At 71.8% G+C, this 25,580-nt stretch carries 19 protein-coding genes; 9 read left to right on the top strand and 10 right to left on the bottom strand.

From position 1 onward, the window contains the following. Positions 1-25: 25 nt before the first annotated feature. The 3 genes from CLV35_RS05285 to rimP all read right to left on the bottom strand — a co-directional run bounded on the left by CLV35_RS05285 (position 26) and on the right by rimP (position 2,067). Positions 26-403 (bottom strand): YlxR family protein, encoded by a 378-nt coding sequence (locus tag CLV35_RS05285; RefSeq protein ID WP_269203897.1) that lies wholly within the window; start codon positions 401-403, stop codon positions 26-28. Between the two features lie 80 nt (positions 404-483). Then, entirely contained in the window at positions 484-1,500 is a 1,017-nt protein-coding gene (gene nusA, locus CLV35_RS05280; RefSeq protein ID WP_121192441.1) for a transcription termination factor NusA, read from the bottom strand. Further along, on the bottom strand, positions 1,501-2,067 hold the full coding sequence (gene rimP / locus CLV35_RS05275) for a ribosome maturation factor RimP (RefSeq protein ID WP_121192440.1): 567 nt from the start codon (positions 2,065-2,067) through the stop codon (positions 1,501-1,503). A 119-nt stretch (positions 2,068-2,186) separates the two neighbouring features. Here rimP and CLV35_RS19925 point away from each other — a divergent pair, with 119 nt between their 5' ends. The 7 genes from CLV35_RS19925 (at position 2,187) to arfA (ending at position 9,037) form a co-directional block, all read left to right on the top strand. Next, positions 2,187-2,687 (top strand): hypothetical protein, encoded by a 501-nt coding sequence (locus tag CLV35_RS19925; protein ID WP_183061733.1) that lies wholly within the window; start codon positions 2,187-2,189, stop codon positions 2,685-2,687. Next, complete coding sequence (locus tag CLV35_RS19920) at positions 2,684-3,085, top strand: DUF4439 domain-containing protein (protein WP_183061731.1); 402 nt, start codon at positions 2,684-2,686, stop codon at positions 3,083-3,085. Before CLV35_RS19925 ends, CLV35_RS19920 begins: the two co-directional genes overlap by 4 nt. A 126-nt stretch (positions 3,086-3,211) precedes the next feature. Beyond that, positions 3,212-4,276, top strand: a complete 1,065-nt coding sequence (locus CLV35_RS05265) for a LacI family DNA-binding transcriptional regulator (protein WP_121192438.1) — start codon at positions 3,212-3,214, stop codon at positions 4,274-4,276. Next, on the top strand, positions 4,273-5,643 hold the full coding sequence (locus tag CLV35_RS05260; protein ID WP_121192437.1) for an extracellular solute-binding protein: 1,371 nt from the start codon (positions 4,273-4,275) through the stop codon (positions 5,641-5,643). The genes CLV35_RS05265 and CLV35_RS05260 overlap by 4 nt, the downstream gene beginning before the upstream one ends. A 38-nt stretch (positions 5,644-5,681) precedes the next feature. After that, complete coding sequence (locus CLV35_RS05255; RefSeq protein ID WP_121192436.1) at positions 5,682-6,620, top strand: carbohydrate ABC transporter permease; 939 nt, start codon at positions 5,682-5,684, stop codon at positions 6,618-6,620. 1 nt (position 6,621) lies between these two features. After that, on the top strand, positions 6,622-7,509 hold the full coding sequence (locus CLV35_RS05250) for a carbohydrate ABC transporter permease (protein WP_121192435.1): 888 nt from the start codon (positions 6,622-6,624) through the stop codon (positions 7,507-7,509). Between the two features lie 25 nt (positions 7,510-7,534). Then, a complete protein-coding gene (arfA, locus tag CLV35_RS05245; RefSeq protein ID WP_231121519.1) occupies positions 7,535-9,037 on the top strand; it encodes an arabinosylfuranosidase ArfA in 1,503 nt (500 codons plus the stop codon). 123 nt (positions 9,038-9,160) lie between these two features. On the opposite strand, the gene CLV35_RS05240 is transcribed toward arfA, so the two are convergent. From CLV35_RS05240 to CLV35_RS05215, 6 genes are all read right to left on the bottom strand, one after another. Then, the gene (locus CLV35_RS05240) at positions 9,161-11,011 is read right to left on the bottom strand and encodes a copper resistance CopC/CopD family protein (RefSeq protein WP_121192434.1); all 1,851 of its coding nucleotides are present in this window, start codon (positions 11,009-11,011) and stop codon (positions 9,161-9,163) included. Further along, complete coding sequence (locus CLV35_RS05235; protein ID WP_121192433.1) at positions 11,011-11,484, bottom strand: hypothetical protein; 474 nt, start codon at positions 11,482-11,484, stop codon at positions 11,011-11,013. Before CLV35_RS05235 ends, CLV35_RS05240 begins: the two co-directional genes overlap by 1 nt. Positions 11,485-11,560: 76 nt before the next feature. Beyond that, positions 11,561-14,671: a multicopper oxidase domain-containing protein gene (locus CLV35_RS05230; protein WP_121192432.1), complete on the bottom strand. Its 3,111-nt coding sequence runs from the start codon at positions 14,669-14,671 to the stop codon at positions 11,561-11,563. An 11-nt stretch (positions 14,672-14,682) separates the two neighbouring features. After that, complete coding sequence (locus CLV35_RS05225) at positions 14,683-15,981, bottom strand: multicopper oxidase domain-containing protein (RefSeq protein ID WP_121192431.1); 1,299 nt, start codon at positions 15,979-15,981, stop codon at positions 14,683-14,685. 23 nt (positions 15,982-16,004) lie between these two features. Then, positions 16,005-17,267 (bottom strand): multicopper oxidase domain-containing protein, encoded by a 1,263-nt coding sequence (locus CLV35_RS05220; RefSeq protein ID WP_147431882.1) that lies wholly within the window; start codon positions 17,265-17,267, stop codon positions 16,005-16,007. Between the two features lie 84 nt (positions 17,268-17,351). Continuing rightward, positions 17,352-22,661 carry an IPT/TIG domain-containing protein gene (locus tag CLV35_RS05215; RefSeq protein WP_147431881.1) on the bottom strand — a complete coding sequence of 1,770 codons (5,310 nt, stop codon included), beginning with the start codon at positions 22,659-22,661 and terminating at the stop codon, positions 17,352-17,354. Between the two features lie 357 nt (positions 22,662-23,018). On the opposite strand from CLV35_RS05215, the gene CLV35_RS05210 reads away from it, so the two are divergent. Beyond that, complete coding sequence (locus CLV35_RS05210) at positions 23,019-23,678, top strand: response regulator transcription factor (protein WP_121192428.1); 660 nt, start codon at positions 23,019-23,021, stop codon at positions 23,676-23,678. Next, a complete protein-coding gene (locus tag CLV35_RS05205; protein ID WP_183061729.1) occupies positions 23,659-24,756 on the top strand; it encodes a sensor histidine kinase in 1,098 nt (365 codons plus the stop codon). Before CLV35_RS05210 ends, CLV35_RS05205 begins: the two co-directional genes overlap by 20 nt. A 42-nt stretch (positions 24,757-24,798) precedes the next feature. Here CLV35_RS05205 and CLV35_RS05200 read toward each other — a convergent pair whose 3' ends face one another. Further along, positions 24,799-25,566 carry a sulfite exporter TauE/SafE family protein gene (locus CLV35_RS05200; RefSeq protein ID WP_121192426.1) on the bottom strand — a complete coding sequence of 256 codons (768 nt, stop codon included), beginning with the start codon at positions 25,564-25,566 and terminating at the stop codon, positions 24,799-24,801. Positions 25,567-25,580: the final 14 nt, after the last annotated feature.

Below are 25,580 nucleotides of genomic sequence, written 5' to 3'. Positions count from 1 at the left end.
TCATCGCTGCATGCTCATCGAGCGCTCATCGCTTCTCGACCTGCTCTCTGACGGGGCTACCGGCGGCGGGTGCCGCCGGAACGTTCTGCGAGCCGGCCGCCTGGTGGCGGTCGTGCTCCTGCTGCGCAGTCTCCTGCTGACCTGGTTGCTGCTGACCTCGTTGCTGCTGACCGCTCTGCTGCTGCGCCACCAGCGCCCGCACGGGCGTGGCGTCGAGCGGACCCGGGACCCGCAAGGCCCTCGGGAACGCCCGCCGGCGCTCGGCGAGCTCGATGCACGCGGGGTCGCCGTGCACGTAGGCACCACGTCCCTGCAGCCGGCCGCGGAGGTCGGGCACGCACTGCGCACCTGCCACCACGACACGGACCAGCTCCGGCTTGGGCGCCCGGGCCCGGCATCCCACACAGGTGCGGGACGGGATCGAGCGCGAAGCCACGGACGAGTCTACCCCGAGCCCGCCGCCGGCGGCTCGACCCAGGCCGCTCAGCTGCGCGCAGCGCGTGCGGCGCCGGCCCCGCCGAGCTGCTCGTCGGGCGCCGCGTCGCTGCGGATGTCGATGCGCCAGCCGGTGAGCCGGGCGGCGAGGCGGGCGTTCTGGCCCTCCTTGCCGATGGCCAGGCTGAGCTGGTAGTCCGGCACGACCACGCGGGCGGACCTGGCCTCGAGGTCGAGGACCTCGACCGAGCTGACCCGGGCGGGCGACAGGGCGCTCGCGACGAAGGTCGCCGGGTCGTCCGACCAGTCGACGATGTCGATCTTCTCGCCGTGGAGCTCGGTCATGACCGCCCGCACCCGCGAGCCCATCGGCCCGATGCACGCGCCCTTGGCGTTGAGGCCCGGGCGGGTGGCCCGCACGGCGATCTTGCTCCGGTGGCCCGACTCGCGCGCGATGGCCGCGATGTCGACGCTGCCGTCGGCCACCTCAGGCACCTCGAGGGCGAACAGCTTGCGGACGAGCCCCGGGTGGGTGCGGCTGAGCGCGATCTGCGGGCCCTTCGGCCCCTTGCGCACCGCCACGACGTAGCAGCGCAGCCGCGAGCCGTGCTCGTACTTCTCCCCCGGCACCTGCTCGTGCGGCGGGAGCAGCGCCTCGATGCGTCCGAGGTCGACCATCACCTCGTCGGGGTTGCGGCCCTGCTGGACCACCCCGGAGACGATGTCGCCCTCCTTGCCGCTGAACTCGCCGAAGGTCTGCTCGTCGGTCGCCTCGCGCAGCCGCTGCAGGATGACCTGCTTGGCGGTCGTCGCTGCGATGCGCCCGAAGCCGGAGGGCGTGTCGTCGTACTCGCGCGGCGCGGCGCCCTCGGCGACGTCGGTGTCCTGCGCCCAGACGGTCACGTGCCCGGTCTGCCTGTCGAGCTCGACGCGGGCGCGGGGCGCGTGGCCCTCGGTGCGCTGGTAGGCGATCAGCAACGCCTGCTCGATCGCCTGCACGAGCAGGTCGAAGGAGATCTCCTTCTCGCGGACGAGCCCCTTGAGGGCTCCCATGTCGATGTCCACTCAGGCCTCCCCGTCCTCGTCGTGCGTCTCGCCGTCGTCCTCGTCGTCATCGTCCGGCTCGTCGTCGTGGATGTCGAGGTCGTCGTCGTCGATGTGGTCGTCGGAGCCGGGGCGCGAGAACTCCACCTGCACTCGTCCGGCGCCGAGCTGGGCGATCGGGACGGTGCGCGAGGCGCCCGCGATGTCCAGGACCACGGCCGCGTCGTCGGCCGAGGTGATGCGGCCCACGACGCTCGCACCGTCGGCCACCACGACCTCGACCAGCCGGCCGACGTTGCGCCGCCAGTGCCGGGGCTGCGTGAGGGGGCGGCTGACGCCGGGGCTGGACACCTCGAGGACGTAGGGCGCGTCGCCGAACGGCTCGTCGGCGTCGAGCGCCTCGGACACCGCGGTCGAGACCTGGGCGACGACGTCGAGCGGCACGCCGCCGTCGCGGTCGACGACCACGCGCACCAGGCGGCGCTTGCCGGCCGGGGTGATCTCGAGGTCCTCGAGGTCGCAGCCCGCTCCCTGGACCACGGGGCCGAGGAGGTCGAGGAGGGCTTCACGGGAAGCGGCTCTCGCCATGCTTGCGTCCCTCCTCTCTGCTGTTGTGGGGCACTGCTGTTGTCGGGACACGCCCGGGACGGCCTCCCACCCTACCGGGCCGGCGGGTGCGGCCCGGACCGTCTGGCAGGGTGGGAGACGTGCCCCGCGAGCTGCGTCCGTCCCGCCGCGCGCTGCTCCTGGCGGCCGGCGCGGCCGCGCTCGCCGGGTGCACCGGGAGGTCGGCCCCGCCCCGGCCGACGCCCGCCCCGGTCGACCCGGACGAGGCGCTCCGCGAGGCTGCGCGCACCCGGGAGGCCGGCCTGGTCGCCGCCCACGAGGCCGCGGTGGCCGCCCGTCCCGAGCTCGCGGCCCGCCTCGCGCCGCTGCTCGCCCACCACCGCGAGCACCTGGCCGCCCTCGGCGGCACCTCGTCACCGGCACCGACCGGCAGCGCACCCGCGGGCGCAGGTGCGAGCACCGCACCCGGCACCCGGCCCAGCGCGGCGACAGCGCTGGCCAGGCTGCGCGCGGCGGAGGCCGCCGCAGGTACGGCTGCACTGCGTACGCTGCCCGCCGCCTCGCCGCGACTGCGCCCGCTGCTCGCCTCGGTCGGCGCCTGCGAGGCCGCTCACGCCGCGCTGCTGGAGGTGCCCGCGTGACCCTCGACGACGCGCTCCAGGCCGCGCTCGCGACGGAGCACGCCGCCGTCTGGGCCTGGTCCGTCCTCGCCGCGGAGGTGCCGGCCGCCCGGGCTCCCGACGCCCTCGACGCCCTGGCCGCCCACCGGGCCGCCCGCGACGCCCTGACCGACCTGCTGGCGGGACGCGGCGCCCAGCCGGTCGCCTCCGAGCCCGGCTACGCGGTGCCCGCCGGTGCCCCCGCGGGAGTGGTGGGGCGCGTCGAGCAGACCTGCGCCGCCGCGTACGCCGTGGTGCTGGCCCAGCCGGCCGAGCCGGCCGTCGTCGCCCTGGCCGGCGCGGCCCTGGCGGCGGCCGCCGAGCGCGGCGCGCGCTGGACCGGGTCCACCCCCGCGCTGCCCGGCCTGCCCGGCCGCTGAGGCGGGCCGCCCGGCCCTGAGCGACACGCCTGGCGCGACCTCCAGATCCTTGACCTTTCAGCGCTGCAAGCGCATGATCTGCCAGGTCAGGCACCGCGAACGTTCGCCCCAACGGAGGGGTACGAGGTGTACGCGTCGATCAAGGACGTGGCGGCCCTCGCCGGGGTCAGCTTCCAGACCGCGAGCAAGGTGCTCAACGGGCAGCCGGGCGTCGCCTCCCCCGCCACGCACGAGCGGATCCTCGCCGCCGCGCGCTCGCTGGGCTACGTGCCCAACGCGCTGGCCCGCGGCCTGGTCCACCAGGTGAGCCCCACCGTCGGCATCCTGTCCGACGACTTCTCCGACGCGGCCATCGCCCGCTTCGTCACCGGCGCCCAGCGCGAGGTCGACGGCGCCGGGCACTCGGCGCTCGTCGTCAGCATCGCGCCGGGCAGCGACCCGGTCTCGCTGCTACGCCGGCTGCAGGAGCACCGGGTGCAGGGCGTGCTCGTGGTGGCCCCGAGCCTCGAGGGCAACCGGCGCCTCGCCGCGGCGCTCCCCTCCTCCCTGCCGGTGGTCAGCCTGAGCTCGATCCCCGGCGCCCGGGTGCCCCTCGTCGGCTCCGACCACGGCCGCACCGGGGCCCTGGCCGCCGAGCACCTGCTGGCCCTGGGCCACCGGCGCATCTGGACGGTCACCGGTCCGCGTCGCCGGCGGGTGACCGCGAGCCGGCTCCGCGGCCTGCGCGACACGCTCGCGGCCGGCGGCGTGGAGCTGCCCGACGACGCCGTGGCGGAGGCCGACTGGACGAGCGCGGGCGCCTACGTCGCGACCTGCCGGCTGCTCGACGAGCAGCTGCCCCCGACCGCGGTCTTCGCGCAGACCGACCTCATGGCGATCGGGGTGCTCCGAGCGCTCTCGGAGCACGGCCTCCGGGTGCCCGACGACTGCTCCGTCGTCGGCTGCGACGACTTCGACGTCGCGGAGTACCTCACACCACCGCTGACCACTGTGCGGGTCCCCTTCGAGGAGACGGGGGCACGCGCCGCGACCCTCCTGCTCGACAGCATGCGCGGCGAGCGCATCCCGCTGCGCGAGCTGCTGCCGGTGCGGCTGGTGGAGCGCGCCAGCACCGCACGCCCTCCCCCACCGGCAGACCACGACAGGCCAGCTCCCCCAGCTCCGACGACGTCGCTAGGAGAACCAGCATGACCACCCGTCCACCACAACCCCCACTCGGCCACCACGGCCTGAGCAGGCGGCGCTTCCTCGGCGGAGGTCTCGCGGCCGCCGGCCTGGGGCTCGCCGGAGCGCTCAGCGGCTGCTCCTCCGACAACGTCGCGAGCGGGCTGACCGTCTCGCGCAAGGAGGGCAACTCGATCGACTTCTGGAACCTCTTCGGCGGCGGCGACGGCGTGCGCATGCAGCAGATGGAGGACGGCTACCGCAAGGCGGCCCGCGGCACCAAGCTGAGCGCGGTCACGCTCGCGTGGGGCAACCCCTACTACACCAAGCTCTCCCTGGCGACCCTCGGCGACAAGCCGCCGAACGTCGCGGTCGCCCACCTGACGCGCGCGAAGACGATGATCGCGAGCGACCTGCTCGAGGAGCTCACACCCGACGCGCTCGCCAGCGTCGGCATCACGCCGGACAAGCTGAACAAGCGGGCGTGGGAGGCCGGGCTCGTCGACGGCAAGGCGTACGCGGTGCCGCTCGACACGCACCCGATCGTGACCTTCTACAACACCGACATCTGCAAGAAGGCCGGTCTCCTCGACTCCGACGGCAAGCTCAAGCCGTGGACGAGCGAGGAGGAGTTCATGGACGCCATGAAGAAGGCCAAGGCGGTCACCAAGGCCTACGGCGGGGTCAGCGCGATCAACAACGAGACCTCGACGCCCTGGCGCATCTTCCAGTCGTTCTACTCGCAGCTCGGCGGCCAGGTCCTCTCGGACGAGGGCACCAAGGTCGTGCTCGACGACGAGAAGGCCATGAAGGTCCTCAACTTCATGAACAGCTGGCGCGAGCAGAAGGTGTTCCCGGGCAGCGCCGACTACCAGGGCTCGATCGCGATGTTCGCCAATGGCCAGGCAGCGTTCCTCTTCCAGGGCGAGTGGGAGATCTCCACCTTCCAGACCGCCAAGATGCCGTTCTCCATGACGCTGTTCCCGAACGTCTACGGCGGCGAGAAGTACGCCTGCCAGGCCGACTCGCACACCCTGGTCATCCCGAAGCAACCGGGCAGCGACAGCAAGGCCTTCGCGCGCTCGCTGGGGTTCATCCGCTCGATGCTCGACCAGAGCGACATCTGGGCGGCCGGCGGCCACGTGCCCGCCTGGCTGCCCTACGCAGACAGCCCCGACTTCAAGAAGCTGCAGCCTCAGTCGAACTACGCCGCCGCGGCGGACGCCGCGGTCTACGACCCCGACGGGTGGTACTCCGGCTCAGGCTCGGACTTCGAGATCATCATCGGGTCGGCCATCGGCGGCGTGCAGTCGGGCCAGCAGAGCGCCAAGAGCGCGGTGTCCCAGATCCACGCCAAGCTCGGCAACCTCGCGAACACCGCCAGCCCCATCTAGCCCTGCCCCGCCGTCCACTCCGACCCCGGAGGTCGTCCGTGTCAACGCAGACCCACGCTCCCGCCACGACGGGCAGAGCAGCGCCGAGCCGGCGCACCCACGCGCTCAACGACCACGGTCGCCCGGCCGCCGCGTTCCTGGCGCCGTTCGTCATCCTCTACGTCCTGTTCATCATCGGCCCGGCGATCTACGGCCTGGTCATGAGCTTCTTCAACACGAGCCTCGTGAAGCCCGGCCTCTCGAGCTGGGCCGGCCTCGGCAACTACTCCGAAGCGCTGCAGAGCAAGGACTTCTGGTCCTCGCTGTGGCACACGGTGTGGTTCACCATCCTCACCACCCCGCCGCTGATCGTGCTCGGCTTCGTCTTCGCCCTGCTCGCCGACCGCGTGGCCCGCGGGCGCTGGTTCTTCCGCCTGGCGTTCTTCGCGCCGTTCATCCTGCCCTCGGCGGTCATCTCGCTGATCTGGATCTGGATCTACACCCCGGGGCTCGGCATCCTCGAGACCGCGCTGGGCAAGATCGGCATCGGCTCGCCCAACTGGCTGGGCGACATCCACTGGGCCATGCCCTCACTGGCCATCACCACCGTGTGGTGGACCCTCGGCTTCAACTTCATCCTCTACCTGGCCGGCCTGCAGGACATCAACCCGGAGCTCTACGAGGCCTCGGCCATCGACGGCGCCGGCCCGTGGCAGCAGATCCGCAGCATCACCATCCCGCTGCTCGCGCGCACGACGACGCTGGTCGCGGTGCTGCAGGTCATCGCCTCGCTCAAGGTCTTCGACCAGATGTACATCATGACCGCGGGCGGGCCGAACTTCAGCACCCGCTCGGTCCTCGAGTACGTCTACGACGAGGGCTTCACCAACTTCCGCGTCGGCTACGCCTCGGCGGTCTCGATGCTGTTCTTCGTGGTGGTCCTCGCGGTCTCGGCCGTCTGGTTCGCCATCGTCCGCACCCAGGAGAAGGAGGCCTGACATGGCTACGACCCTCGAAGCCCCCGCCGAGTCCGGCCGCCGCGGCGGCGGGGTGACCCGCGCGCAGGTCGACGCGCGTACCAAGCTGTTCAACCGCATCTGCCTCGGCGTGCTGATCGCCTTCGCGATCCTGTGGCTCGTGCCGCTCGCCTGGGCGCTCGACACCGGCCTCAAGCCCAACGCCGAGACCACCAAGGCCACCTGGTGGATCGACAACCCGACCTTCGGCGCGTTCCGCCGCACGCTGCAGGACACCGACATCCTGCGGTGGTACGCCGCCAGCTTCATCACCGCGGCGCTCAACGCGATCTTCACGGTGATCACCGCGAGCCTCGCGGCCTACGCCCTGTCGCGGCTGAACTTCCGCTTCAAGAACTGGGTCTTCTGGTTCGTGCTCGCCGGCATCATGATCCCCGGGCAGGTGCTGATCGTCCCGCAGTTCCGCGAGTTCAACAGCGTCGGGCTGCTCAACACCTTCTGGGCGGTCGTGCTCCCGCAGGTGCCGACGGCGGTCGCGGTGTTCATCTTCAAGCAGTTCTTCGACGGTCTCCCGCGCGACCTCGACGAGGCCGCCCGCGTCGACGGCGCGAGCTTCTGGCGCGTCTACCGCACCGTCATCATGCCGCTGACCCGCCCGGCCATGGCCGCTGTCGCGATCTTCACCTTCGTGCAGGCGTGGAACAACCTGCTGTGGCCGCTGCTGGTGCTGACCAACCCCAAGCTGATGACGATCCCCGTGGGCCTGGCGACGGTCCAGGGCTCCTTCGGCATCCGCTACGCCGACACGATGGCCTCGGCCATCCTCGGCGCGCTCCCGCTCGTGGCGGTGTTCCTGCTGTTCCAGAAGCACATCGTCCAGGGCATCGCCGGCACCGGACTCAAGGGCTGAGCAGCCCACCCGATTGGAGAACCCCTTGCACTCCGCGTCACTCACCCTCGACCCGGCCTTCCGCGTCGCCGAGGTCGACCCCCGGCTCTTCGGCTCGTTCGTCGAGCACATGGGCCGCTGCGTCTACACCGGCATCTACGAGCCGGAGCACCCGTCGGCCGACGCCCACGGCTTCCGCACCGATGTCGCGGACCTGGTGCGCGACCTGGGCGTGCCGATCGTCCGCTACCCGGGAGGCAACTTCGTCTCCGGCTACAACTGGGAGGACGGGATCGGGCCGCGCGACCAGCGGCCCGCCCGCCTCGACCTCGCCTGGCGCTCCATCGAGTCCAACCAGGTGGGTGTCGACGACTTCCAGGAGTGGGCGCGCGGCATCGGCACCGAGACGATGATGGCCGTCAACCTGGGCACCCGCGGGGTTGACGCGGCACGCCGCCTCGTCGAGTACTGCAACCACTCCTCAGGCACGCAGTGGTCCGACCTCCGCCGCTCCAACGGGTCGGCCGACCCCTACGGCATCAAGCTGTGGTGCCTCGGCAACGAGATGGACGGCCCCTGGCAGATCGGGCACAAGACGGCCGAGGAGTACGCCCGGCTGGCGCACGAGACGGCGAAGGCCATGAAGCTGGTCGACCCGACGATCGAGCTGGTCGCCTGCGGCAGCAGCAACAGCCGGATGCCCACGTTCGGCTCGTGGGAGGCGACGGTGCTCGCCGAGTGCTACGAGGACGTCGACTACATCTCGGCGCACACCTACTACGAGGAGCGCGGCGGCGACCGCGACAGCTTCCTCGCCTGTGCCGTCGACATGGACAACTTCATCGACTCGGTGGTCGCCACTGCAGACCACGTGCGCGCCGTCGGGCGCCACAAGAAGCGCATCAACATCAGCTTCGACGAGTGGAACGTGTGGTACATCGGCAAGTTCGTCGGCGAGAAGAACCTCGAGTGGGCCGACAAGCCGCGCCTGATCGAGGACGTCTACTCGGTGACCGACGCGGTCGTGGTCGGCACGCTGCTCAACAGCCTGCTCCGCCACGCCGACCGGGTGAGCATCGCCTGCCTCGCCCAGCTGGTCAACGTCATCGCGCCCATCCGCAGCGAGCCCGGCGGACCGGCCTGGCGGCAGAGCATCTACCACCCGTTCGCGCTGACCTCGAAGTACGGCCGGGGCACCGTGCTGCGGGTGGAGCCGACCTCCCCTGTCCACGACACCGCCTGGCAGGGCGAGGTGCCCGTGCTCGACTCGGTCGCGGTGCTCGACGAGGAGAGCGGCGCGGTCACGGTCTTCGCCGTCAACCGCGACCAGACCACGCCGGTCACCCTCGACCTCGACCTGCGGGGCATGACCGGTCTGGCGCGCGGCTCGCACACGTGCCTCTCCGACGACGACCCGGAGGCCGTCAACAGCGCCGAGCAGCCTGACCGCGTGGTGCCGCGCGACGCCGGGAGCATCTCGCTCGACGGCGGCCGCGCGCAGGTCGTGCTGCCCCCGCTGTCGTGGAACATGCTGCGGCTGGAGGCGTAGGCACCAGGCACACGCACGAGGCGGTCGGACCTCTCCTCGAGGAGGGGGGCGCCAGCGAGGAGGGGTCCGACCGCAGGGTGCCAGGCCCAGGGGGCGTGCCTGGGCACCCGGTCCACGGGTGCGCTACGACGAGGAGCGCACCAGCTCGGCCTCCTCCGCCAGGTCCTCGTCGGCTCGGCGAGCCGGCGGGACCGCGTCGGGCAGGAGCCGCCGGCCGCGCCGGCGCAGCACCGCGAACCCCAGCCACCCGGCCAGCACCGCCAGCGCGAGCCCCGCGGCCGCCGCGCGCAGCAGGCCGTCGACCGGCGCGGTCGACACCCGGGCCGCGCGGGTGGGCGACGGTGCCCCGGCGACCGTCCACGAGAAGGTGCGGTGCACCTCGGGCAGGCCGGTGCGCGTGACGCTGACGAGCAGCTGCGTACGCCCCGGCGAGCTCAGCGTGGTCGCTGCCGACCAGCGGCCCTCGGCGATCCGCTCGGCTGCCACCGGCGGGGAGGAGCGGCCGTCGAGGCCCACCACCGTGAGCGTGACGCGGCGGACCGCTCCCGGCGAGGGCCGGCGGGTGTCGAAGGTGTCGACGAGGACCACGTTGCGCCCCGGCCGGTTCGGCTGCACGCTGACCGCCGACTGCAGGTCGGCGATCGCCCCGTCCACCACCGGGACGGTCGCAGCGTGCGGTGCGCGCACCAGCTGCGGCTCCTGGGCGGGCTGCCCGCTCGTGAGCACCCCCGCCAGCCCGAGCACCAGCAGTGCGGCCCCCGCCTCAGCGCGCAGGGTCCACGCGCGCACCGGCCGCGGGACGGCGGCGTGCAGGCGGCGTACGTGCTGGAGCCCCAGCGCTCCGGCGACCGCCGCGACCACGACCTTCAGCAGCAGCACGCGCCCGTAGGTCGTGAACAGCGCGGCGTCGACCGAGCCGACGACCCCGCTGGCGAGGTAGACACCGGTCACCACCACGGTGCTGACGCACGCAGCGGCCGGGACGCCGAACCCGCGCAGGACGCGGCGGGCGGCCCCGGCGTCGCCTCCCGGGCGCAGGAGCGGGAGCAGCAGCGGCACCGCGGCGAGCAGGAAGCCCGACCAGAGCGCAGCGGCGCCGAAGTGGGCGGCCTCGGCAGCAACCCGGGTGAGGGCCGGGCCGCGGGCGGCTCCCGCGTGCCCGAGCAGGGCCGAGCCGACCATCGCGGCGACGGTCCCGGCGGCCGCCAGGAGGCCGACGCCCGCCACGGGACGGCGCGCCCGCCAGGCGGTCAACGCGGCGGTGAGCACGAGGAGCAGGCCGGCCTCGCGCACCAGCCACCGGACGCCGTAGGCGCCGACCAGCACGGCTTGGAACCGCCAGCCGGCGCCGCCCAGCTGGTCGAGGAGCAGCGCGACCGACGCGGCGAGCGCGCCGACCCCTCCGAGGCAGGCAAGCCCGGCGGCGCGCCGCCCCTGCGCGACGAGTCCGGCTGGCACGCAGAGGCGGCGGAGCAGCAGCCCGCCGAGGGCGAGCGCGACGGAGGTGAACAGCGCCCAGCGCAGCGCCGACTCCTCGGGCGAGGGGTTGGTCTCGTGCAGGCCGCTCGAGCGCACCGGGACGTCGACGCCGAAGACGAGGACACCGCTGGTGCGGTGCAGGTCGTCGCTGGACAGCGTCTCCCACGACACGCGGAAGGTGTTGTGCGGGAGCGCCGGCAGGGTCGCCACGACCTGCACGGGATCCTCGTCGTCCTCGCTGCTGCGCACCAGCTCGAGGTGCGTCGGCGCGTAGTGGCGGCCGTCCCCGTCGACGATGTCGATGGAGGTCGCCGGCAGTGCCACCGACTCGCTGAACTGCATCCGCAGCGTCGCCGGAGCGGTGGGGACGACCTGCCCGTCCGACGGCCCGCTCTCGACGAGGAAGGCGTGCGCCGAGGCGGACGACACCGGCCCGACCAGCGCCGCCGCGGCGACCACCACGACCGCGGCGAGCCGGCCGGCCAGCCGCGCCATCACAGCACCGGGACGTGCGCCAGGCGCAGGGCGCCGTCGGTGATGGTGACGCGCTCGCCGTGCCGCAGCGCGCCGCGCGTGTTCTCGTAGACGAGGTAGTAGGTCTGCCCCGCGCGCAGCGAGTGCCCCTGCTTCATCAGCGACACCCGTGAGGTGCTGCCCTTGCGGGACTCGCTGCTGAGCACGGGCGGGTGGGCCTGGGAGGCCTGCAACTGCTGGGCCTTCTCGGCATCGAGCACGACGTAGGTGACGGTGACCAGACCACCGTCGCCCACCACGGCGACCCGCGAGAAGCGGATGCCGAGCTGGGCCTCCATCGTCGCGTTCTGCGGCACTGAGGCGGTCGTCGCGTCCGCCGGCGTGAGCAGCAGGTTGCGCGCCAGGAGGCACACCAGGAGCGCGACGACGAGGACGGCGACGGCGCGCAGGGCCGTCGGGACCGAGGGACGCAGTACGCGCAGGCTGAGGACCATGGGAGTTCCTTTCGGAGCGGAGGTCCCGGGGCCGCGCAGTGCGCGCGGCCCCGGGAGGTGCCCGGTGGTGCCAGGGCTAGGGCATCGTGGAGCGGGTCGAGACGAAGGAGTCGACGTACGCCGTGCCGGCGGTGCTGCCGGTCGTGGTCGTGGTCACCCCTGCCGTCACTCCGAGCAGGACGGTGTCCACCTTCAGCCCACTGGTGTTGCCGGTGGCGCTCTGCACTGCCGCGCCGTCCACCGACAGGACCAGCTTGCCCTGAGGAGTGCCGGTCGCGCCGCCGGACTGCCAGTCCAGCTGCAGGGTCGAGGTCCCGGCCGCGAGGTTGACCCACGCACCCGTCATGGCCGTCGCGCCGGTGCGTGACAGCACCGTGCGCAGCTGTGCCTGGCTGCCGCTCAGGCGGTACTGCAGCGCGAACACCTGCGCGTTGGCCGCGTTCCGCGCCTCGAACAGCGTGAGCGCGGTTGCCGCGTTCGATCCCGAGGTCAACGTGCTGCGGTTGAAGGCGAACCTCGCGTGGTAGCTCGGCTCAGCTGCCGGCCGAGTGTCCGTCACGTACGCCGCGCGGTTGTTCCGGCCACCCGGCAGGTTCACAGCCAGGCCCTTGCCGCCGACGATGCCCGCCGCTGCCGTGACCGAGACGCCGCCGGTGGACGCGCTCCACGCCGCCAGGGTGCCGGAGTCGAACGTGTCGGAGAAGATCGCGTTCGGCGGCTGGACCGTGACCGAGGTGGAGACGGCCTTGCTCCAGTTGCCCGCGAGGTCCTTGACGCGCAGGTTGAACTGCGTCACGCCGGCCGGCACACCGGTGAGGTCGACCACCTCGGTCACCGTGCCGTTGGCGAAGTTGACCGCGAGCGGCGAGGCCTTCCCGACGCCGGGGTCGGTGGTGCCGGTCCAGTACTCCGCGTTGGAGATCAGCGACGCGTCAGCGACCTTCGCGGTGAGGGTGAGCGAGGCTGCGCCACCGGTGGGGCTGGGCGACGCGGCGAAGGCGCTGAGGACAGGGGCCGTCTTGTCGACCGTCAGCTTGAAGGCGAACAGCGGCCCCCAGTTGCCGGCGGCGTCCTGCCCGCGCACCGAGACGGTGTGGTCCCCGTCAGCCAGGGCCTTGACCTGGCCGATGGGCAGCAGCCCGTAGACCGACTCCGTCGGGCTGTCCATCCTCCCGTCGACGGCGATCAGCTGGATGCCGGCGCCGCCGGCGGGGTTGGCCGCCTTGGGGTCGAGGAACGCCTCGGCGTCGGTCAGCGTGCTCTGCACCGCGCCGCCTGCGTCCTTGTCGGTGACCTGGGCCGAGATCAGCAGGTAGCCGGGGTTGCTCTTGTCGCTGAGCAGGCCGTTGCTGGGGTTGGGGCCGATCGCGGCGGCGTCCACCTGCGGACCGGTGAGGTCCACCGGCAGCGCGACGTCGAGGGTCGGGCCCCAGAGGCCGAGGCTGTCCTTGCTGTGGATGAGCAGGTGGTGCCGGCCCTCTCCGAGCGCGGCCACCTGGGCGGCCGGCACGGTCGCCGACTCGGCCACGACGGTGGCCGTGCGGTTCGGCGTGAGGGGGGTCCCCGTCCCGTCCGGTCCTGCGGTGTCGATGAAGTACTCAGCCGCGGTGATCGTCCCGCCGGCCGCGCTGTCGTCGCCCGTGGCGCTGATCTCGAGGTCGGCGGTGCCGTTCGCCGGCACGTCCACCACGGAGCCGGCGACGGTCTGCGGGCCGGTCTTCGGCAGGCTCAGGACGGCCGATCCGACGACCCCCCAGTTGCCGGCCGAGTCCATCGCCCGCACGTAGACGGTGTGCTTGCCGGCGTCGAGGGTGTCGAGGACCGCGGTGGGGATGGTGCCGGTCGCGTGGGACACGTCGACCGTGCCGAAGGCGCCCGTCATCGGGGTGCCGAAGCCGGGGCCGGTCGCCGTCGGGTCGTCGACGACCAGCTCTGCCTGGGTGACGGCGCTGCCGCCGTTGGCGTCGCTGAGGTCCGCGGTCACGGTCACGTCGGCCAGCCCGTTCGACGGGTTCGGCGTGAGGGCGATGTGCGTCGCCGTCGGTCCGACGACGTCGGTCGAGGGCGCTGGTGCGTTGGTGTCGAGGAAGGTGAGCATGCCGCCGAAGGCGAACTGCCGCGGGTCGGCGGTGTGCTGGCCGTTGTCGAGGTGCAGGGCGGCCTCGTAGACCGCGACCTTGGCCTCGGGCCCGGTGGGCATCGTCACGAGGGTGTCGACCGTCTGCCCGGGCTCGATGCTCTCGGCGGCCAGCCGCGTACCGAACCTCATCGGGTGCCCGTCCTGGGCGACCTCGAGCTGGTCAGCGCCGAGCAGGCTCATCGAGTGCGTCTCGGAGCCCACGTTCACGTAGCGCAGCAGGACCGTGTGTCCCTGGTCGGTGCTCACGGAGTTCGTCTCGGGGAAGACCTCGCCGTTCACCAGCCGGTAGACCGGGCGGAAGCTGCGCATGTCGAAGTGCGCGGGGTCCGCGTTGAGCCTGGGGTCGATCTCGCTGAGCACCAGCGGTGCGTCGTCGTCGTACGCGGTGCTGGGGCCGGTCGAGCCGGCTCCGTAGGCCGTGTGGTCGCCGGGGAGCACGACGAGCGCCCCCGCGAGACCCATGGCGACCTGCCGCGTGCCGTTGGCCGTGTGGCCCGCTTCGTAGACGAACGTGCCGGGACGCCCGGCAGTGAAGGTGTAGGTCCTGGTGCCTCCTGAGCCCACCCCCGTCACGTCGTCGCCGATCGCTCCGGAGGAGCTGACGGCCTGCTGGCCGGGCAGCGCGAGCGACATCGTCTCGCCGTCGATGGCGTTGTGCAGGGTGAGCGTGACCGCGTCGCCCGCGTTCACGACCAGGACCGGGCCAGGGGCGGTCGCCGAGCCGGCCGCGCCGGTCGTCGAGAACCCCCAGATCGGGATCGTCCTGCCGAGGAGCGAGAGGCTGCCTGTCATGGCGTAGAGGTCGCACGTGGCAGCACCTGCCGTCTCGGTGCAGCCGCTCGCGGCCAGCTGTCCCACCGCCGCGGCGTGCACCGCCGTGGCGGCCGGTGCCGTGACGACCGGGGCGGCCGGCGTCTCGGCGCTCGCGACGCCCGCGTGCGTCTGTGCGGCGAGCAGGCTCGCGGCCGCGGCGGAGCTGAGGGCCGCCGTGCGTACTCTGCGGCCGGCCCTCGGGGCCGAGCGCCGTGGAGTGTCGTAGATGCTCATCGCTGCCGTCCTCACTGTGCCTGGCAGCCGTTGGGCGGGTCGATGCGGAAGACCGTCATCATGCCGCCGAAGGTTGCGCCGTAGTTGGTCGCCTGCTCGAGCGCGTGGCTGTGGGCTATGTGGTAGTACTCGCCGCACTGGTTGTTGGACGTGATGCTCGTGGGCAGCGCGTTCTTGGTGCCGAGGTAGGGGCTCTCGGAGAACCACGTGTCGGTGCCGACGAGGTCCTGGTCCGTGATGGCGGGCAGCTTCGTGGGCACGGGGTTCGTCAGGGCGTTCCAGTGCTCGACGTCGCGCCAGTCCATGAGCACGTCCAGCGTCTGCCCGGGACCGACGTCGAGGTCGTACTTCTGGAAGGAGAGGTCTTCGTGGTTCGGTCCCTCGAGGGCGTGCCCGTCGCGGTCGACGACCCGCTCGTCACTGCCGTGCGGGTGGAACGGGTAGTTGACCGTGCCGGCGTTGAGGTAGCGGATCGCCGCGGGGTAGGGGTTCGTTGCCGCGTCGTAGGGCTTGATGTGGACGACGGCGCCGTAGGGCTGGTTCGGCAGCCACGACGCGCCGTTCGGCGCGAGCGTGTCGGGCATGCTCCGTCCGTTGATCATGAAGTAGCGCGCCGTGTAGGCCGAGTCGTCGATCGGCTGGTTGCGCTCGACGGCCAGGTGCACGTCGGGGTCGACCTCGGAGAGCAGGAACACGTAGTCCTTGTCGGCGGTGAACCTCGAGTCGGCGCGGTCGTTCACCTGGTCCGGGTGCCCGGCCGGGCGGACGACGAGGGCGCCGTACATCCCCATCTGCACCTGCTTGCTGACGTCGGTGCCGCTCTCGTAGAGGTAGGTCCCGGGGCTGCCGGCGGTGAAGGTGTAGGTCACCGACCCGTCGCCCGGCGCCGCCGCCTGCACGAGCGAGGTCAGCGACCCGCCGTCGTCGAACTGCGGCTGGGCAGGGGCACCGTTGGCGCGTACGCCCCGCTGACCGGGGAAGACGATCGACGTGCTCTCCGGCAGGCTGTTGTGCAGCACGACCGTGACCGTCCTGCCCGACTCGACGCACAGCGTCGGGCCCGGGAGCTGGAAGCCGCGGCTGCTGGCTCCGTAGCTCCACATGTAGATGGAGTTCCCGTCGGGCGTCGAGACGTAGCCGTCGGACGCCGTGAGGGAGAACGTGCCGCTGGAGCTGGTGTCGCAGGCCAGCCCTTCGGACATCGCCGCGCTGGCGGCGTGCGGCGTGGTGAGCAGGACTCCTGACACCAAGGCGCCGATGGCGCCGGCGGCGGTCAGAGAGCGGGCTCGCGCGCGTAGTGCGGGGTGCATGGTCGTCTCCTCCGTTCCGCGGATCAGGTGTTGGGGTTGGTCTGCTTGGCCAGCTGCCCCGCCGGGTGCACGACGATCTTCGTCATCATGCCGCCGTAGCCGGGGCCGCCTCCGTTGTCGAGGTAGGAGTACTTGCGGTCGTAGAGCAGGTACTCGCCCGGCGCCGGTGCGGTGAACATGACGTCGCGGCTCTCCCCCGGCCCCACGTCGACGGTGTTCGTGGTGATGTAGTTCGTCGTGCCGTCGCGGCCCTTCAGCAGGCTCGCGTCCTTCGCCACGATCTGCAGGTCGATCTCGTCGACCGTCATCGCGTGGTTCTGGTAGCCCAGGCTGGACAGGCGCAGCAGCACCCGCTCGCCTTCGTTGCACTGCACCAGCGAGGAGATCGGCTGGTACTGCAGGCGTCCGGTGCTCGTCCTCGGGTCCCCGGTCGGCGCGAGGGTGTCCGGGTAGGCCCGCCCGTTCAGCAGCCAGAAGCTCGGGTCGTAGTCGGTCCAGTCGTTGACCTGGATGTGCGCGTCGCGGTAGTGCGCGGCGGACCACAGCTCGGTGATCATGTAGGCGAACTCGCGGTCGTACCTCGTGGACCCGTCGCCGTCGTTGTAGGCGTACTTCGTGCCGACGGGGTTCCCTGCAACGGCGAGCTTGTTCTGCTTGGGCCGCACGAAGACCATGCCCGTCATCCCCATCTGCACGTGCTCCACGTCCTCGAAGTGGCAGTGGTACATGTAGGTCCCGGCGTCGTGCGGGCGGTAGAAGTAGGTGAGGTCGCGTCCGACCGGCACGGCCAGCGAGAGCTCGGGGACGCCGTCGAAGAGCGGGATCGCGTTGACGAAGCCGTGCCAGTGCAGCGTGTGGCCGTCGAAGAGGTCCGGCCGCTGCGAGAGCCCGAGGTTGGTCAGCGTGAGGTAGATGTCGTCCTCCTCGTCGAACGCCATCATGGGCGCGCTGATCTGCGCGTGCCCGCGCTGCGCGGCGACCTGGCTCGCGGTCATCCCGCTGACGTCGCGGAAGCCGAACACGTAGGTGTTGAACGGCGAGGGGGCCAGCGCGTCGGGGAAGAACGGCGGGTCGGCCGGCGCGTCGGCCGGCATGGACACCCAGCCGTCGGTGCCGACGAGGTGGAGCTCCTTGCGGGGATGGGTGACGGCCGCGGCCGCCGACGTGGCCGCCTGGGCGACCTCGCCGCCGACGAGGCGGGCCCCCACCGCGGTGGCGGCAGCGAGCCCGGTGGCGCCGAGGAACGACCGCCTCGACATCGGGAAGGACGAGCGGGTGTGTGTCACGGGAGCACTCCTGCGGGTACGTGGGTGCGGAGTCGGGTGGGAGGCCACCCGCCCCGCCCGGGCGGGCGGGGCAGGTGGCGGGGCCTACGGCTGAAGCTGGTCGGAGCCGGCGTCCCAGCGCCGCGCGGCGCCTGTGCCGCTCGGCCGGGCGTTGCCGTCGATGTCGCGGCTGGGAGCGCTGACCGTGTAGCTGAACCCCAGCGCTCCGGTGCCCCAGACGACGTTGGTGCTGGCAGCTCCCCGGCCCTTCGCCACCGACGTGGCCGCCAGGTGGTAGTCGCCCATGAGGCTGGGCGGCAGGATCTCCGCCACGATCACGGACTGCCGGAAGGCCGGGTAGGTCCGTGAGGCCAGCACGTTCACCGACACGTCCCAGGGCTGCAGGAGCCCTGCGTCGTCCGTCACGGTGTTCGTGGCCGAGGACGCGGTGCCCGTGGTGGTCTGCAGCACCGAGCTCAGCGGTGCCAGCAGCTGGCTGCCGTCGCCGTCGGCGACGCCCATGTCCCAGTCGTTGACGTCGTTGGCCGTGCCGTCCGGGAGGCTCCCGCCGATGCCGTAGACGTAGCCACCGCTGAACGTGCCCGCCCTGTTGTCCGAGAAGACGTTGTCGAGCAGCGTGGGCTTGCTGAAGGTCGTCGCGGCCAGGGTGCTCGACGCGGGGAAGACGAGCAGCGAGGTGTTCCGCAGCCGGGCCTGCAGCGGGTCGCTGTTCATCGCCGTCGAGAGGCCCGCCGGGGCGGGGTTCCCGTCGCTCGTCACCGCGGTGGCCGTGGTGAGGTTCTTGGCCACCGTGTTGCCCACCACGTTGACGAAGGCCGCGTCGTCGAGCGAGATGCCACCGCCCTCATGGGCCGAGACGTTGTTCGCCACCGTGTTGTTGCTGATGGTGATCGTCTCCGGGCTGTAGCGGCTGATGTGCGAGCCGCTGGTCTGCAGCAGGCGGATGCCGCCACCGTCGTCGCTCGCCAGGTTGGTCTGGATGACGTTGCTGTCGATCGTGACCGGTCCGCTGCCCTCCGACAGCAGGGACGGGTCCGCCGGCAGCTCGCCGGCGATCATCACGCCGCCGCCCTCGTCGTAGGACGAGTTGAACCAGATGCGGTTGCCGGTCACCTTGCCCCCGGCGGTCCCGTCGTAGCCGTAGGCCGTCATGGCGCCGCCGTACTCCGCGGAGAAGTTGCCGCAGATGGCGTTGCCGTCGACGGTGTAGCCGTCGCTGTCGTTGAAGATGCCGATGCCGCCGGCGAGGTTGGTGCCGCCGTTGTCGCGGATCTGGTTGCGTGCCAGCAGGAGGTTGTGGTTGTTCAGGTCCCCTGCGTACGGGGTCCCGACCCGCACGCCCCCGCCGTAGGACCCGCCGTTGCCGCGGATGACGTCGTCGGTCACCTGCAGGTTCTGCACGCCGGCGTGGACGAAGACCCCGCCGCCCTGGGTGACGAGCGCACCCGTGGCGCCGTACGGCGTCTTGGTGCCGCCCGTGACCTCGTTGATGTTGGTCGCGAAGTCCGACTGTGCGCCACCGGTGATCTGGAGCCCGTCGATCGCCGGGTAGTAGCTGCTCGGCACGACACCGGCGAGGGCCGGGTCGTCGAGCACCGTGACCACCGCTGCGTCGGGCACGGCCGCAGGGCCGTCGTAGCGCAGCGAGCTCAGCAGCGCGATCCAGTTGGCGCCGCTGGGGTTGTCGGGGTTGAAGCCGGCACCGTCGAGGATCGAACCCGGGACGAAGGTGCCGGCCGAGTCGAAGCCGCCCGGTCCCACGCCCTGGATGCGCACCTGGTGGTGGACGATCACGTTCTCGGTGTACTCACCGTGCGGGTTGGCGCTGGTCTGGGCGTTCGGCCAGACCACCACGAGCCAGTACGGCTTGGCAGCCGTGACGACCTGGCCCCGGCTGTTGCGTACGGCTGCGGCGGGCTTGGCGGCCTCCAGCGCCGACTGGACGGTCGAGAACGACTTGCCGGGGCCGACCTCCGCCAGGAGCGGGTTGGTCGCCGTCGTGCCGGCGGTCGCAGCGTTGGCGGCGTCGAGCAGCTGCACCGTCAGGCCGTTGACGTTCTTCTGGCCCGCGGCGGTGACGATCGAGAGCACCGTGGGGCCTGAGGCGAGCGTCGTCGGGACCGTCGCCTTGATCTGCTTGTCGGTCCAGCTGGTCACCGCGAGAGCGGTGGCGCCGAGCTTCACGGTCCCCGCGGCACCGAAGCCGGTGCCGGTGATGGTGAGCGTCCGGTTGGTGTCGTTCTTGCGGATGTAGGGCCGGTCCACGGCCAGCGGTTGCGGGATGGTCGGGCCGAGGTCGCACATCGTCGGGTTGACCGTCGTCGTGTCAGGTGCCAGCGCCGTCGTCGCGACCTGCGTGGGGGCGGTGTCCGTCACGGTGTAGAGCCCCGGCCACGCCTGGAAGTTCGTCGCGATGGTGCGGAACCGCGGGTTGTAGTCGGGGTTCAGGTGCCCGGGCTGCCCCGGGTCGTTGCCCACGAAGCGGTACATGTTCGGACAGGGTCCTGCGGGCACCGGGCAGTTGTAGGTGGAGGTGGAGGGCTCCAGGGCCTCGTACATGCCGTTGAAGTCCGTGAGCGTGGTGTCGACCAGGCGGCCGGACCAGTCGTAGAGCCCGACGGGGACGTAGGGAAGTCCCTGCGCCTCGCCGAAGTTGATGCTCCGCTTGTCGAGCGAGAGGCCCAGGTCGTTGATGGTCAGGCCCCAGAAGTGCGTGGGGACCGGGACCGTGGTGAACAGGTTGAAGTTCGGCGCGGTCGCCTGGCCGGCGCGGACCGTGACCAGCTTGTCGGAGCACGACGGGCGCTCCTGGCCCTGGAACGGGCTGCCTCCTCCGTCGAGGAAGGCCTGGTCGGTGACGTCCACCTTGTGCAGCACCCCGACGCACGGCGAGATGATGCCGGCCTGCTGGGAGGGCGGCTGCGTCGGCGGCAGCGGGTCGCTCTCGGGCGGGCCGGGGATGTCGTTGGCCTGCGCGAGCGTGGGCGGGAAGTTCTCCTGCGGCAGGTAGCCGTCGCCGTCGAAGACGTTGACGTCCTCCTCGGAGGTGACCTTGTACATGTCCCCGCCGCCGACCGGGTTCTGCGGGATCTCCACCGAGACGATGTAGTCCTTGGCCGGCAGGTCCTGCTCCTCGTAGCCGTTGGCCTTGAGGTCGGCGTAGAGCGGCAGGTCGTGGTCGGGTGCCGGGTTGCGGCTGTCGCCCGGCGCGTACAGGTTGATCTTCGAGGTCGCGAAGCCGTAGTTGCCGTTGACCGTCTGGGCGAACCCGTCGGGGCCGGTCTCCGAGGCGCCGGTCTGGAAGCCCATCATCGGCGCCTCGATGCACTTCTCGTTCGCCGTGGCCCCGAACGCGGGCAGCGCCTGCTGGTCCGTGAGCGGCTGGCCGTTGAACATGCGTGCAGTGCACCCCCGGGGTGGCGCCCAGGTCTCGGAGGTGTAGGCGTCCTGCACCTCCGGCCCCTTGACGAAGGCACCGTTCTGCGGGTTGTCGACCAGCTTGCTGCTGTCGTCGGGGTCGGGGACCTGCGGCGGCTCGATCTGGTAGCCCTGCCGGCACAGCTCGGTGCTCGGGTCGTCGCACGCCTTCGGCAGGTACACGTGCACGGGGACGTCCGGGATGCCCGGCTGGTAGCTCTCGCTCGCCGCGTCAGCGGGGTCGAGCTCGTTGCGGGTGGTGTCGTAGGAGACGGTGCCGACGATGCCGCCGTTCGCGCCCGCCGGGTAGGGCTCGACGCCCCAGTCGACCTCGCCACCGAGCCCGATGATGTCGAGCACGTCGATGTCGACGGCGCTGCCGAGCAGCGTCGTCGCCTTCGTCTCGTTCTCGGCCTTGTAGGTGACGCCCGTCGTGCGGTAGCGCGTGTTGAACGCCTCGAGCACCAGCCACTTGCCGATCGGGTAGGCCTCGCGGATGTCGTAGACGCCATCGCTGCCCGTCGTCACCGTGTTGGTGTACTGGTCCATCAGCGAGTTGTCCCGCTCGCGCAGGGTCAGGCCGAACTGCGGCACGCTTTTCTCGCCGGCGTCCAGCTTGCCGTTGCCGTTGGTGTCGACGAAGACCTTGCCGTAGATGTGGGTGAACCAGCCGACGATCATCTTGTTGCCGACGTCGGTGACGCCGCCGTCGTGGACCTCCACCTGGAACGCCCAGAGGATGTAGTCCTGGTCGTCGTCCCACACGGTCAGCGAGTAGGTGCCGTCCGGCAGGTTCTTGATGTCGAAGGCGCCGTTGGCGTCACCGCGGCCGAGGTAGACCTCCGCGTCGCCCTGGTCGAGATCCGACAGCGCGATCCACGGGTTCCGGATGGGGCCGCCGATCTTCGCGCCGGCGAATCCGGTCTCCGGGACCACCTGGCCGTTCTGCCCGCCGATGTAGGGCAGACCGGCGACGGCCACGCCCTTGATCTCACCGGTGGGGACGTTGCGCCGAGGGATCGTCACCGCCTTCTGCAGGGCGAAGCCGAAGTGCACGGAGGGTACGAGCTCGGCCCCCTTGGTCTGCTCGGTGTCGAAGCCGGTCTCGCCCTCCTGCTGCCAGATGTCGTAGTCGTGGCCGCCCTCGAGCGTGGTGGTCTGCACCCAGGTCGAGCCCAGCGGCGGGGTGACCGTGGCCGCGTAGCGGTTCGGCCCGAGGTTCGGGATGGTGATGAGGCCGGTGCGGTCGCTGGTGCACTTGCCCGTCGACCTCGTGGTGTCGACGACGGGCTTGTTGTTCGCGTCGAAGACGATCGGCGAGGTGGGCGACGTGGTCGTGTGCTTGTAGACGGTGCACAGCGCGTTGCCGTAGTAGTCGACGCTCACCGGGCCGAAGACGTCGGTCAGGTTCCCTGTGAAGCCGGCCAGACCCTGCTCGGCGTCGACCTCGTAGGTGCCGTCCACCGGGGCGTTGTCGTTGAAGACCTGCAGGCGGATGGTCTGCAGTGGCAGGGGCGAGGGCTGGAGGCCCACGGTGACCTGCTGGCTCGTGCCGGCGCCGACGGTGAAGTGCGAGCCGTCGATCTTGAAGCCGTCGGCCGTCACCGAGATGAGGTACTTGCCCGGGGGCAGCCCGTCGAGGGCCGTGTCGTCGTCCAGGGTCGTCTGGTCGCCCTGCGCGACGATCGGTGCCCAGCCGGCGGTCGTCCGCGTCGACGGCCACTGGCAGTGGTCGGCGAAGTCGTGCGCGCTCGCCACGTTCGCGCTCGAGGGCAGGCAGTTCGCCAGGGCGTCGCGCGGGTTGCCGGTGTCGTCCTCGTTGATGATCCAGTGGTACGCCGTCACGGCGTCGCCCGCGTGCACGAAGCCCGGCCCGTTGTTGACCGAGCGCGCGCTCTGCACGTGCAGGTGGATGCTCCCCGGGCTCTCCGCCGCCGCAGCGGCCGGGGTCGCGAGGCCCCCTTGCGCTGCCGGCATGGCCACGGTGACGAGACCTGTGGCGACAAGGGCTGGGAACGAGCGTCTCAAGGCCGTTCGTGGTCCGAACACGGCCCCTCCCTCCATAGACGTGCTCCACCGCGGAGCTCGCGGGGTTTCGGCGTCACCCTGTGCCGGGTCGCGCCGGCCGTCGCCGAACATGACGGCCCTGTCATGCCGCTGTCATGGACCTGTCATGGAGATCGACGCTTCGCGTCCGAGCGGTCACTCATCGCCGACGACTGCCCGCTACTGACACCCGCGTCGCCGCAAAGCCGTCCCGCCGGCCCGGTCGTTGGTGCATCCTCTGTCCCGGAGCCGGGTGCGCCGACGCGCCCGACGTCCCCAGGGGGAGACATGGCTCGGTTGCTGGTCGTCGACGACGACGAGAGGCTGGCAAGCCTCGTCGCGCGGGCACTCGCCCGCGACAACCACGAGGCCGAGCTCGCCTACACCGGCACCCGCGCGCTCGAGCTGGCCCTCGTCGCCCACTACGACATGCTCATCCTCGACCTCGTGCTGCCGGGCATCCCCGGCCTGGAGGTGCTGCGCCGGCTGCGCGAGCAGCTGCCCCACCAGCGGGTCCTCGTGCTCTCGGCGACCTCGGAGGTCTCACCGCGGGTGGCCGCGCTCGAGCTGGGCGCCGCCGACTTCCTGCCCAAGCCGTTCGCGGTCGAGGAGCTCCTGGCCCGGGTGCGCGTACGCCTGCGCTCCCCTGTCGAGACGGCCGACCAGCCGTCCGCGTCCGCGCTGCAGCTCGACCACGCGCGCCGCAGCATCCGTGTCGACGGCAGGCTGGTCGCCCTCTCGGAGCGGGAGTACGAGCTGCTGCACCACCTCATGACCCGTCCGGGCACCGTCTGCAGCCGCGCCGAGCTGCTGCTCAGCGTCTGGGGGCTGACGTTCGACCCCGGCAGCAACGTCGTCGACGTCAGCGTGCGCCGGCTGCGCTCGAAGATCGGGCAGCGCTACATCGAGACGGTGCGCAATGTGGGCTATGCGTTCCTGGCCGGCTAGCCGGCTGTGGACGATCGGCTGGGTCGTCTTCAGCCTGGCCAACGTCGTCTGGATGTTCTACCTCACCGGCCGCGAGACCGTCCCGTTCCACTTCATCTGGATCAGCCTCGGGCTCGTCTACGGCTTCACGGTCTGGCGCCTGCGCGAGACCCTGCTCGCGCTCGCGTCCGTCGCCCTCGTCACGGGCAGCGTGCTCGGGCTCTCCGTCGTCCGCGGGACGCACAGCGACGAGCTCTTCGAGATCCCGCTGATGACCGCCGTCTTCGCCGTGATGGCGTGGCACGTGCACCGCCGTCAGCAGGCGGTCGCCATGGCCGAGGCGCTCGCCGCAGCCGAGCAGGGCCGCCGCGAGTCGCGGGAGCTGTTCACCCGGCTCGCGTCCCACGAGCTGCGCACGCCCATCACCGTCGCCCGCGGCTACGCCGAGCTGGTGCGCTCGGCGCACCCGGACCCGACGACGCTGCAGGACACCGCCATCATCCTCGACGAGCTCGACAAGATCGGCCGCATCTCGGAGCGGCTGCTCACCATCATCGAGGTGCAGCAGGGCTTCACGCCCGAGCTGTTCGACGTCGACGCGCTGCTGCGCCGCACGACGATGCGCTGGCTGCCGACCGCCGAGCGCGACTGGCAGGTGAGCAGCAGCGTCGGCTCGTTCCACGGCCCGATGGCCCGGCTGGAGACCGCCCTGGACACCCTCGTCGAGAACGCCGTGAAGTTCACCTCGCCCGGCGACCGCATCTGCCTCGAGGGGCGGGTCGAGGACGGCGACGTGGTGCTCGAGGTGAGCGACACCGGAGCCGGCATCCCGGGTGACCGCCTGCCCTTCGTGTTCCTGCCCTTCACGACCTCCGTCGCCCTGGGACACGGGCCGGGCACCGGGCTGGGGCTGACCATCGTGCGCGTCATCGTCGAGCAGAGCGGCGGTACGGCCACGGTGACCAGCGAGGTCGGCGCCGGCACGACCGTCACCCTGCGCCTGCCGCGTGACCGCCACTCGCGGCTGGTCCCTGTGGAGACCGCGGGCGGCGGCACCGGCACGGTCACCACCGACACGTACCCTCTGCGCCGCAGGTAGGACCGGCAGTCCTCCAACTGCCACTCAGCCCACGCGTACCACTCAGTCCACCAGGTCGACGCCGAGGCGCACGAGCAGCAGGGCGACGACGGCCAGGAAGACGGTGCGTACGAAGCGGCTTCCCCGCTCGATCGCCGTGAGCGCGCCGAGGCGCCCGCCGACGACGTTGCACGCGGCCATCGCCAGGCCCAGGCGGTACATCGGCGCCCCCTGCGACACGAAGACCACCAGCGCCCCCACGTTGGTCGCCAGGTTGACGATGCGCGCCTTCGCCGAGGACTGCACGAAGGAGTAGCCGAGCAGGGCGACCAGGGCGAAGGTGAGGAAGCTGCCGGTGCCGGGCCCGAAGATGCCGTCGTAGAAGCCGATGGTGACGGCGGCCGCCACCGCGGCGACGTAGTGCGAGCGCCCGGACCACCGGAGGGCCGAGGTGCCGCCCAGGTCGGGCCGCAGCGCCGTGTAGGCGCCGACGAGCACGACGAGCACGACCACCAGCGGGCGGAAGGCCGACTCCGGCAGCAGCGACGCGCAGCCGGCACCGCCCGCCGAGCCGAGCAGCGCCGCACCAGCCATGGGCAGCGCGGTGCGCAGGTCGGGACGCACGCGGCGCAGGTAGGTCCAGGCCGCGACCGCTGTGCCGCAGGCACCTGACAGCTTGTTGGTCGCGAGCACCTGCACCGGGCTCGCGCCAGGGGCGAGGACGAGCAGGGCCGGCAGCTGCACGAGCCCTCCCCCGCCGCCGACGGCGTCGACCCAGCCGGCGAGCAGGGACGCGCCGCACAGCGCGAGGACCGCCCAGCCGTCGGGCACGCCGCTCGCTCCGG

The sequence above is a fragment of the Motilibacter peucedani genome (assembly GCF_003634695.1).
Taxonomy (GTDB): domain Bacteria; phylum Actinomycetota; class Actinomycetes; order Motilibacterales; family Motilibacteraceae; genus Motilibacter; species Motilibacter peucedani.
The sequence above is the reverse complement of the archived record's forward strand: the minus strand, read 5'-3'. Positions and strand labels throughout refer to the sequence as shown.